Raw genomic sequence first — 10347 nt, 5'->3', positions numbered from 1 at the left:
TGTCCGTTCTCATTGAATCTGGGGCACATTTACTAGTCTGACCTGCATTGCCCCAGATTGGATGAGAATTTCGATCGCGACGTTTCTCATTGAATCTGGGGCTACCCTGCTTCCGCGCCCGGCTGCGAGCGCAGCAGGGTAGCCGGAATGGTCTCCTGTCGATTCCGTTGGCTCGGGTACGTCTTCGGTATAACTACTGTGATCGTGTCTCTCGTGACACACGATCATGATTCTGTGGTGCGCTCGCTCGTGTTGGTAGTTCGGGTGCCGGCTGCGGCCTTTGAGCACCTTGGCCACCGCCCGTTTTAGATTGTCATAGCGGATACGGGCCGGGACATCACCAAAGTGGTTGAACGCCAACACATGCCGATGCAGGAGCGCCTCCTGGCCCTGAGTGGTGAAGTTGCTCCGAGCTAGAGGGCGAACGCTCCGCCTTTGATGAGGATGAGGGCCCCGATTGTGATCAGTGCAACGGGCAGAACGATGTGGCCCCAGCGTGAGAGTGCTTTGGCGATGATCGGGTGGGAGGCGAAATATCGGCCGGCCGCGCACCAGATGGCCACACCGATGAGGAACACGATGATGTAAACACCGATGGTGGCGATCGTTGAGACGGCGAAGATCGGAACGTACACGCCGATGTTGTCGCCGCCGTTGGCGAAGGTGATGACTGCGACCTGCCAGGTGCCAGGCGTCAACAGTGTTGCGGGATCATCGGTCGGCGCCGGTTGGGTGCGGCGATCCCGCCAGGCCAGCCATGCCGCCCGCAGCCCCAACACGATGGGCAGCAGCCCGAAGTACGGCAGTGCGGCTGGAGGAAGCAGCGTGGCACCCAGGAGTGCGCCGCCGACCGAAACTGCCAAGATGGCGGTGAAGCCGAGGTACTGACCGGCGGTCACTCGGATGGCTGCGCCACGATGACCGGGCGCCTGGCCGAACATCACCGCGAGGACCACGATGTCGTCGATATTGGTGATGGCGAAGGTGGCGATCGCCTGAACGAGTGTGGCTGGGCTCAGCACGGCCAATGCGACCAGCTTCGAGTGAAATCCCACCGCATCGGGTGAGCCTACTGCTCAGCAGGCCCCGCGCTCCCGCGCACCAACGACCTCCAGTGGGGCGGAAATTCATGACGACTGCCGGGGTCAACGGACTTGACGAAATACATGCCTCCGGTGCCACGGAGGTGGCTCCTAGAGGTATCGACATACGTCATCGGCGCTGCATGATTCCGGGTCGACGCTTTCGGCGCCCTGCCGCAGCCGGGCGATGGTCTCGCGCAGTGCCACCAGTGCGCTGATCTGCTCGTCGAGGTCGGTCAGTCGGATGTCGAGCAGGTCGCGCACGTGCGTGCACGGCGCGTGGCCGCTGTCACGGATGTCGAGGATCTGCCGAATCTGGGCGAGGCTGAACCCGGCGGCCTGTCCCCGTCGGATGAAGCCGACCCGGGCGATCGTGTCGGCGGCATAGTCGCGATACCCCGCCGGGGAACGTTCGGCGGGCGGGAGCAGGCCTTCGTCTTCGTAGTAGCGCAGCGTCGCGGTGGTGGCCCCGGTCGCCTCGGCGAGCTTCCCGATTCTCACGATGTCTCCTCAGAACACTTGACCTTCAAGCCTACTTGAAGGTCAAGGATGGGTGCATGAGTCAGGGATTGGACCTCGCGGTCATCGGTTCCGGCGGCGCGGCGATGGCCGCGGCGATCCGCGCTACCGCGCTCGGCAAGTCCGTCGTCATGATCGAGCGCGGCATCTTCGGTGGCACGTGTGTCAACACCGGCTGCGTGCCGTCAAAGGCCCTGATCGCAGCGGCCGAGGCCCGGCATACCGCAGCCGACACTGCCCGGTTCCCGGGGATCGCCACCACGGCCGGCCCGGTGGACATGGCGGCCCTGATCGCCGGCACGCACGATCTGGTGGAGTCGCTGCGCTCAGAGAAGTACCTCAACGTGGCCGAATCGTATGGCTGGCAGCGCATTCAGGGCCAAGCGCGGTTCGCCGGAACCCCGGACGCGCCCGTCATCGAGGTCGGCGATGCCACCATCGAGGCCGAGCACTACCTGATCGCCACCGGCGCGAACCCAGTCATCCCGCCCGCATTCGAGGGCGTCGCCTACCTGACCTCGACCACCGCGATGGAAGTCACCGAGGTCCCGGAGTCGCTGCTGGTGATCGGCGGCGGCTACGTCGCGTTGGAGCAGGCGCAACTGTTCGCCCGGCTCGGGTCAACGGTGACGGTGCTGGTCCGCTCCACGCTGGCATCGAAGGAAGAGCCGGAAGTCGGCATGGCGCTGCTGGAGGTGTTCGCCGACGACGGCATCCGGGTGGTGCGCCGCGCCACGGTGAGCGAGGTCGAGCAGGCCGACGATCAGGTCACGGTCACCGCGACCATCACCGGCGGAACGCAGCAGTTCCGTGCCGCGAAAGTCCTCGTCGCCACCGGCCGCCGTCCGAACACCGACGGCCTGAATCTCGAAGCGGTGCAGGTCAAAACCGGCGAGAACAACGAGGTCGTGGTGAGCGACGGGCTGCAGTCGTCGAACCCACGGATCTGGGCGGCCGGCGACGTGACCGGGCACCGCGAGTTCGTCTACGTCGCCGCCCATCACGGCGCGATGGTCGCCGACAACATCTTCACCGACGCCGGCCGCAGGGTCGACTACCGCCATCTGCCCCGCGTGACGTTCACCAGCCCCGCGGTCGGTGCGGCCGGGACGACCGAGGCCGAGCTCCTCGCCGCCGGGACACGGTGCGACTGCCGGGTGCTGCCGCTAAAACATGTGCCGCGTGCGGTGGTCAACCGAGACACCCGCGGTTTCATCAAACTCGTCGCCGACGCCGGCACCGGCCGCATCCACGGCATCACCGCCGTCGCCAAGGATGCTGGCGAGATCGCCGCCGCCGCGGTCTACATCCTCGACGCCGCGATGACCGTCGACCAGGTCGCCGGGTCCTGGGCCCCGTATCTGACCATGGCCGAAGGCATCAAAATCGCCGCCCAGTCCTTCAGCGCCGATATGTCCCGACTGTCCTGCTGCGCATCCTGACGCATGGCTCACTCGAAAGGTTCCTGATGCCCAATTTCCTTGACCGCCTGACCATTCCGGAAGAGTCCGGGCTCGACCCGACGATGCTGGTGCCGTTGCTGCGGCTGCTCGCCGCCGGCGAGCCGGTCACCGTGGAGGCGCTCGCCGCGGCCGTCGGCCTCCCGGTTGACGAGGTGACCCGGCGTCTGGCCGCGGTACCCGACACCGAATACGACGAGCAGGGCCGCATCGTCGGCCAGGGCCTGACCCTGCGCCCGACCCGCCACCGATTCACCGTGGCCGGCCAAGAGCTCTACACCTGGTGCGCCCTGGACACCCTCATCTTTCCCACCATCCTGGACCGGCCCGCCAGCATCGAATCCGAATCACCCGTCAGCGGGCACCCGATCAGGGTCTCGGTCGGCGAAAACGGTGTCACCAGCGTGCAGCCCGAGACCGCGGTGGTCTCGCTGGTCAACCCCGACGACCTCACCTCGATCCGGTCCTCATTCTGCAACCAGGTGCACTACTTCACCTGCGCGCAGGACGCCGCGCCGTGGCTCGCCGAGCACCCCGAAGGTCAGATCGTCAGCGTCGCTGAGGCCCACCAACTCGGCGCAGCCCTGACCACACAAATCCTTACCCAGCTCCATACCCCGCCAACTGCCCACCCCGGCTGCTGCAGCTGACCAGCCGCACCCAACCTGATGAGGAGAAATCAATGAATCAACGTCCACGAAGAAATCCCGTGCTGCTGGGTGCGGCAGCGGTGCTGGTGACGGCCCTGTGTTGCGCCGCGCCAGTCCTGATCGCCGGCGGCGCGCTCGCCGCCGTGTGTGGACTGCTCGAGAATCCATGGGTCATCGGGGCAGCCGTCGCGCTGCTGCTGGCGGCTGTGGTCGCCTTCGCCCGCCGCGGTCAACGCGGCGATCACTGCTGTCCCGCCGACAGCCATTCACCCGCGACGCACACGCTCGACGACCTGACGAAAGGAAGCATCGACAATGTCTGAAACGCGTTCGTTTACACCCCACAGGTGGGCGGGCGTTACGGCTGTGATGCTGGCAGCGGGCGCGCTGACCGCGTGCGGCCAATCGGCCACAACCAGCAATCCGACCTCACCGCCACACGCCAACGCCACAACCCAGGCGACGGCGGCGACACTGACCACGGTGGACGGCAAAACCGTCGAACTGCCCGCTGCCGCCCCGACCGCGATCCTGTTCTTCTCCTACGGGTGCGGCGAATGCGTCGGCGGCGGTAAATCCCTGGCCGCTGCTCGGGCGGCCGTGGAGAAAGCCGGAGGCAGCGCCAAGTTCCTAGCCGTCGACATCGTCCCCACCGAGAAACCCGCCGATGTTCGCCACTTCCTGGACCAGATCGGCGGCACCAGCCTGCCCGCGGTCGTCGATACTAACGGGGCCCTGACCAGCCGCTACCAGGTGACCGCGCCGACCACCGCCCTCGTCATCGACCCGTCCGGGCAGATCAGCTACCGCGGCCACGCCCCGTCCCAGGATCAGATCCTGGCCGCCCTCGGCAGCAGCGCCGCACGGTGAACCTGCTCGCGCTCGCGTTTACCGCTGGCATGCTCGCCCCGGTCAACCCCTGCGGGTTCGCGCTGCTACCGGCGTGGATCACCGGCACCATCGCCACCGGCGGCACCGATGCGGTGCTCGTGCGGCTGGCCCGGGCACTGCGCACCGGGGCCGTCCTGACCATCGGGTTCACCGGCACCCTCACCCTCGCCGGTATCGCGATCAGTGCCGGTGCCCGGACCCTGGTGACGGCTGCTCCCTGGCTCGGGATCACGATCGGGCTCACCCTGGCCATCTTGGGCGGCTTCATGCTCACCGGCCGCACCATCGGTCTGCGTATGCCTGCCCGGACGCGTCATCGGCCGGACTCCCCAACAGCCGGTGGTGTGCTCGCGGCCGGAATCGGCTACGCCCTGGCGTCACTGTCCTGCACCTTCGGGGTACTGCTCGCGGTGATCGCCCAGGCCCAGGCCACCAGCGGATGGGGCGGTCTGCTGGCAGTGTTCACCGCATACACAGCCGGTGCCGCCACCATCTTGATGCTGGTCAGCGTCGGCACCGCCATCGCCGGCACGGCCCTGACCCGGCATCTGGGTATCCTCGCCCGCCACGGGACCCGCGTCACCGCCGTTGTCCTCATCGCCACCGGCGCCTACCTCGCGTGGTACTGGCTGCCCGCGGCCACCGGGCACACCGCCAGCGGCGGCAACCTGCTCACCGGCTGGTCGGCCACCGCGACCGGATGGCTGCAGGACCACGCCCTCCCGGCCAGCGTCATTGCCGCCTTCGCTGTGGTGGTCAGCGCGGTGGCCGCGTGCTGGACCACCCACCGCCGGCCAATCACCGGCAAGCAGCGCCGCCGGTGATGATTCACCGGCCGATACACCCAGCCAGATACCACTGTCCCTAACGATTAGAAAGCCGATAGATACAACCGTCGGACACAGTCAGATGCACACCACAAGTGCCTTACTGATAAGGCACATTCAAGACTGCCGACCCCTAAGCGCGACACGCCAGTTCTGCGCCGTCTGAGCGTGTCGTCAATACGGCAGTGGCGAATAGGCGTCGGTACTGCGCCCATTGCTCGACGGGGGTGGCGTCGGCATGGTGGGCGCCGGTGCGTTCGTTGATGCGGTCGAGCAGTAGCGTCGGCCAGGCGGGTTCCGTTGGCGTCCTGGGCTGTTCAACCCGAGGGCGAGCTGTGAGCAATGTTGCGGCTACGGCGATCACATCGGGGTAGGCCACCACGTGCGCTTCTAGGCCATTCTGCAGAATCCCCGCCGCCACGTGACGCTCTGCGTGAGCCCAGAAGACCAGGATGTGGCGGGCGTCGCCCAAGGCGTCATGAAGGTCGACCTCTGAATACTGACGGGCCAAGCGCCGATGCGTGCGCCCGGCACTGAGCACCGTGGGCCGGTCACGAAGATCCACCTGGTCGTCAAGAACGCGCGTTGGTGAACCGATCCAGCGTCGGTGACGGTGGCATACGGAGACATGTGCAGGCAGGTAGCAGTAGACGGGTTCGTGTATTCCCTTGCGTGCCATACATCTTTGACACAAAGGGCGGCGGAGATATTGCTTGAGCGCGGTGGGGTCGCCAGCAAGCCCGCAGAGACGGGACCGGATTACCTGCTCAGGTTGGCCGCTGACGACGGCCAACCAGTCCGGTCGCGGCCGGGCTGCGCATGATTCGGCGACATGGCCGCGCAGTGTGGAGACGCCGATATGGTTGGCGCGGGCCAGCCTGTCGATGTAGGACGATACGGCTTCCCAACGGAACGGTGCGATCGTTCGCGGGAGCCGCTGGCGTGGTCCGCGCGGCCACGGCCTGACAGTTGCCACGTCAGCTGGCCGTGCGGGCCGCGGCCGTGTGGGCGGCGTAGTCGATCAAAATATCGTCCATGGCCTCGCGGGTGATGTGCTCGGTGCCGTCGAGCATCGCTTGGATTGCTGAAGCCCGGATCAAGTGGGCCAGGCTGCCGATCATCCCGCCGGTGCGGCGGTGCAGGTAACGGGCCTGGGCGACAAGGCTTCCCGGTTCGTGTCGATGCAGACGCAAGGTACCTTCCATGGCGGCGACGAGTTGTCGCCACTCCTTGGCGTCGGGGAATGCGCTGGTGTGGATCACCCCGCAACGGCCGGCCAACTGCCGTCCCCGCGTGCCGGTGAACAGCCCCGAGCGTTCCACTTCGATCCCGGCGTAAACGAATGTCGCAGGCAGATGCTCGGTGAAGTATTTGAGGTGGTCGGACAGTTCTTCGCCGGCGCGGGTGTCGAGGTTGAGGTTGTGGATTTCATCGACCACCACGATGTCGGTACGGGCATCGATGAGCACCTGGCACACGGCATCGGAAATATCGGTCACGTTCATCCGCTGATTGAGCGTGGGAAGCCCCAGAAACCGTGCGAACTCCATCGCCAACTTGCGGGGCGACCCTTTCGGCGGGGCCGTCACATACACCACCGGAATCCGGCTCTCATCGCCGGGAAACCGTGCACGGGTGCGCAATTCGTGAAACCGACCCAGTTGCTTGATCGCCGTAGTTTTCCCCGTCGCTGCCCCGCCGGAGATGATCAGCCCGCGCCGGGCCCCGATCTCGCGCTGGTTGAGCAATGTCAACAGCCGGCCCTGATGGGTGATCGCTTCGATCGCCGACGTGGTGACCACCACCAGCTCCGAATGATGCGCAACCCGGGCCTCGTTGTAGGCCGTCCGCTCGTCCTCACCGAGGCTGGCCCACTCGTCGTCGGCGAGCAACGTGAACTCCGGCGGATCGGCATCAACAAAACGCCGCCAGCCCTCCAGCGTCGTGGTCGGCTGGCGGCGATCCTCTAACTGACCCACCGCCGCAATCTCGGTCACAGTCGCCACGTTTGGGCCTCCTTGCGTGCATCAAACACCGGCAGGGGTATGACCTCCGCCATCTCGCCGTCATCGTCGAAAGTCTCGTTGTCGGCGGCCCGTTCCGACGGTGACGGGCCATGATGTTCGGATGATTCCGTCGGGTCCGGCCAGTCCCGGCCGGCGCTCGCGGCGCTGGTCCGTCCAGTCACTCGGCGCTCGGCTTTCGTCTGCTGCTGCGGCCCAGCGGCGGCGCGGTCCAGCAAGTCCTCCGCGATGGCCGCAATCTCCGCTTCCTGGGTCTTCTGGGCCCCTCTGCGGTCGGCTACGGAGCGGGCGTGGCGCCACAGTGTCTCGCCGAACGGCACCGGCGAGGACCGAAGGTGCGTCCACGTCGCGGCCAGCCATCCGTCTTCGTGGTGATTGCGCACCCAAATCCTCGACACGTCATACGGGTCGTAGTGCACTTCCCACTGTCCGTTACGGGCATCGACCCCGGAATGCTGGCGCCGGTATGGGTTGAGCGCCTTGGCGTCATAGGTGCGATGGTTGATCCGGACCCCGTAACTGTTGATTGTGCGCCACTGCACGGGAAGCAATTCGATATAGTCGTCGGCGTCCAGTGGGACCGGTACATAGCCAGCCACCTCAACGAGGGCAGTGTATTTCTCGTTGGGAGACAACGCTTTCCCCGGCGTCACCGGATCCCGCAGGCCATCGTGGGGGCGGTTCTGCCACACCGCGATGATCCACTCGTCCAGCAGCGCCTGCAGCTCAATCATCGACCACACCGCGTCGTCCTCGGCGTTTTTCCCACGCCGCTCCACCGATGAACCGACGTAACCGGCCACGTACTGTGCGAACAGGGTGCCCACCGACTGCAATGTCCGCTCGATCTTCGGCTTATCGGTCGGGCAGTCGGGATGAGCCGGCTGCAGATTGATCCCCAATGTGCAGCACGCTTGCCGAAATGTTTGGGACAGATACGCTTTCCCGTGATCGCAGACGATCGTCTCGGGAGCGATCACCGGCCTGGCCGCAGCATCGGCCAGGCGCTGATCGACACTGGTCAGGCTGTGGTGCGGAAGTACCGACCGGGACATCCGCAGCGCATCGGCCCATCCCGGGCGCATCGGTTCGGGCGTCAATGCCCGCGCCAAGAGCAGTGACGCGTCCACTGCTTTGGTCGTCGGTCGCAGCACCGCGGCCGGGATGGACCGCGTAGCGTTGTCGACCATCGCAGTCAGCTCGACTCGGTCTACCATGCCGTCATCGAGCACTACCCGTACATCCAGAAGGGTTGAATCGATTTCCACCATCTCGCCGGGGCGCACCACGGTGATCGACCCGAATGGGCCATCGGGCTGCTTGGACAGCGATCGCCGCGTCCGTGCTGACCCGAACGTGTGCCGTCCTTCCGCGAGGCGCTTGACCAGCCGGTAGAAGGTGGGCTGCGACGGCATCGCGGGCGCGTCGTCGGCACCATAGGTGGCCACCAGCGTCTTGGCGACCCGCCGTTGCAGACGCTGCACCGTTCCCGTTGACAGGTCGGTCTCGCCCTCGATCGCATCCCGCACCGCGGCGACGACACGGTCGTCCACACGGCCGAATACCGCGCGCCGCCGATTATGGCGCCCGTCAACCACTCCCAGGAGCCCGTCCCGTTCGTAGGCAAATCGGCGACGCTGCAACGCATTCCGACTCACGTCGTGGCCGGCGGCACGCAGCTCGTCCAACTTGGCCAGCTCACGCTGCCGCAGAGATCGTTTCGCCGTGTCGAACTCTGGGCGGGGACGAATGCCCGCGGCCGTCCCAGGCGGGCGGCCGCTGAGGATCTCCACGATGTGGCGCTCCCACCACCGTGCTTGCTCGACGGCTGCCTCGGGAATGCCAGCCAGCATTTCCTCAGAACACAGTGGCGGTCGCGACCCCGACACCAATTCCAATGCCGGATCAACCATCAGCTGCGAGAGCGGCACCACAATCTGCTCGCCGACAGCGTCAACCAGTCGAGCTGATCCGCCCGACAGGGTTACGACGGTGAAAACACCTGCTGATAAACGGATTTCGTCTCCCTCTCGGACGACACCCGTTCGCACGTCAGGTCACCACCCGGTCCCGAGGCCAATCGCCGTGTCGTCGCCAAGTGCCGCTCCTTGCAGATCGGCAACTAAACGGCCGTGCCAGAGCAGATGAAACAGTACGGGCAGCACCACCAAAGGAGTCCCGACCGCGTGCACACCAGCCATCAACGGACGGACCCGAGCGAAGACCTCCGCCAGTTGATCAGCCAAACCGATCTTCAATACTCGCGGATGCCGATAACCCGACAACCAACGTAGATTCGCCCGCAGCACTGGATCGAGGGAACCGACACGCAGGTAATCCCAACCGACCATCGCGCACGTGGCGGCAGACCGATCGAACACGTCCCGATCAGCGTCAGAGATCCGGTCGTCCTCACGAACGTCGACTACGACGACAGATCCATCGCGGCGCCGCACGAAGTAGTCAGGAGCATGCCGCGTGCCGTCACGCCAATGAATCCAAAATGGTTGCGACAGAACACCAACAACATCCGGATCGGCATCCAACGCCATCAACTGGTCACGTTCTACCCAGGACTCGTGACCTACATGTGCGCCGGTTGTGGCGAACCACCACAGCCCGGGAAAGTTACGCTGACCTCGAAACGAGGGGAAATTCCGCACTGGTGAACAGTCCAACTCAAACCGGGTTGCAGCACATCGGTCCAGCGATTGCCGCGTGCATCCCTCGCGGGTGTTGAACTCCAAGTCCACTGCACTCGCTACACCTGGCCCAGCCGAAACAGCCGACGTCAGCACACATAAACGCTAAGCCTCGTGCCCCAGATTCAATGAGAAAGACACGCACTTACCCCAGATTCAATGAGAATGCCCCAGAATCAATGAGAACGGACA

The 10347-nt window shown here is 65.5% G+C and carries 11 protein-coding genes; 5 read left to right on the top strand and 6 right to left on the bottom strand.

What is annotated here, in order from left to right:
- Nucleotides 1-413: 413 nt before the first annotated feature.
- Together SKC41_RS31385 and SKC41_RS31380 are read right to left on the bottom strand one after the other, a co-directional pair.
- Entirely contained in the window at nucleotides 414-1055 is a 642-nt protein-coding gene (locus SKC41_RS31385) for a cadmium resistance transporter (protein ID WP_079481877.1), read from the bottom strand.
- A gap of 138 nt (nucleotides 1056-1193) precedes the next feature.
- The gene (locus tag SKC41_RS31380; RefSeq protein WP_005148625.1) at nucleotides 1194-1583 is read right to left on the bottom strand and encodes a heavy metal-responsive transcriptional regulator; all 390 of its coding nucleotides are present in this window, start codon (nucleotides 1581-1583) and stop codon (nucleotides 1194-1196) included.
- A gap of 56 nt (nucleotides 1584-1639) precedes the next feature.
- Here SKC41_RS31380 and merA point away from each other — a divergent pair, with 56 nt between their 5' ends.
- The 5 genes from merA to SKC41_RS31355 are packed head-to-tail and all read left to right on the top strand — an operon-like array spanning nucleotide 1640 to nucleotide 5426.
- Nucleotides 1640-3043 carry a mercury(II) reductase gene (gene merA / locus SKC41_RS31375; protein ID WP_005148655.1) on the top strand — a complete coding sequence of 468 codons (1404 nt, stop codon included), beginning with the start codon at nucleotides 1640-1642 and terminating at the stop codon, nucleotides 3041-3043.
- Nucleotides 3044-3069: 26 nt separating this feature from the next.
- The gene (gene merB, locus SKC41_RS31370; protein ID WP_005148656.1) at nucleotides 3070-3711 is read left to right on the top strand and encodes an organomercurial lyase MerB; all 642 of its coding nucleotides are present in this window, start codon (nucleotides 3070-3072) and stop codon (nucleotides 3709-3711) included.
- 32 nt (nucleotides 3712-3743) lie between these two features.
- A complete protein-coding gene (locus tag SKC41_RS31365) occupies nucleotides 3744-4034 on the top strand; it encodes a hypothetical protein (protein WP_005148657.1) in 291 nt (96 codons plus the stop codon).
- Between the two features lie 46 nt (nucleotides 4035-4080).
- The gene (locus tag SKC41_RS31360; RefSeq protein ID WP_225433764.1) at nucleotides 4081-4581 is read left to right on the top strand and encodes a TlpA family protein disulfide reductase; all 501 of its coding nucleotides are present in this window, start codon (nucleotides 4081-4083) and stop codon (nucleotides 4579-4581) included.
- Nucleotides 4578-5426 carry a cytochrome c biogenesis CcdA family protein gene (locus SKC41_RS31355; RefSeq protein ID WP_024444598.1) on the top strand — a complete coding sequence of 283 codons (849 nt, stop codon included), beginning with the start codon at nucleotides 4578-4580 and terminating at the stop codon, nucleotides 5424-5426. Before SKC41_RS31360 ends, SKC41_RS31355 begins: the two co-directional genes overlap by 4 nt.
- A 136-nt stretch (nucleotides 5427-5562) precedes the next feature.
- Here the strand turns inward: SKC41_RS31355 and SKC41_RS31350 are convergent, their stop codons facing one another.
- The 4 genes from SKC41_RS31350 to SKC41_RS31335 all read right to left on the bottom strand — a co-directional run bounded on the left by SKC41_RS31350 (nucleotide 5563) and on the right by SKC41_RS31335 (nucleotide 10251).
- Nucleotides 5563-5994, bottom strand: coding sequence for a hypothetical protein (locus tag SKC41_RS31350; protein ID WP_225503056.1), 432 nt, complete (start codon nucleotides 5992-5994; stop codon nucleotides 5563-5565).
- 412 nt (nucleotides 5995-6406) lie between these two features.
- Nucleotides 6407-7435, bottom strand: a complete 1029-nt coding sequence (locus tag SKC41_RS31345; protein ID WP_005148661.1) for an ATP-binding protein — start codon at nucleotides 7433-7435, stop codon at nucleotides 6407-6409.
- Nucleotides 7423-9387 (bottom strand): Mu transposase C-terminal domain-containing protein, encoded by a 1965-nt coding sequence (locus SKC41_RS31340; protein WP_005148662.1) that lies wholly within the window; start codon nucleotides 9385-9387, stop codon nucleotides 7423-7425. The genes SKC41_RS31345 and SKC41_RS31340 overlap by 13 nt, the downstream gene beginning before the upstream one ends.
- A 123-nt stretch (nucleotides 9388-9510) precedes the next feature.
- Nucleotides 9511-10251 carry a TnsA-like heteromeric transposase endonuclease subunit gene (locus tag SKC41_RS31335; RefSeq protein ID WP_011894084.1) on the bottom strand — a complete coding sequence of 247 codons (741 nt, stop codon included), beginning with the start codon at nucleotides 10249-10251 and terminating at the stop codon, nucleotides 9511-9513.
- Nucleotides 10252-10347: the final 96 nt, after the last annotated feature.

This window comes from Mycobacterium sp. 050128 (assembly GCF_036409155.1).
GTDB lineage: Bacteria > Actinomycetota > Actinomycetes > Mycobacteriales > Mycobacteriaceae > Mycobacterium.
Note: the sequence above shows the minus strand (reverse complement) of the source record. Positions and strands in the feature narration are given on the sequence as shown.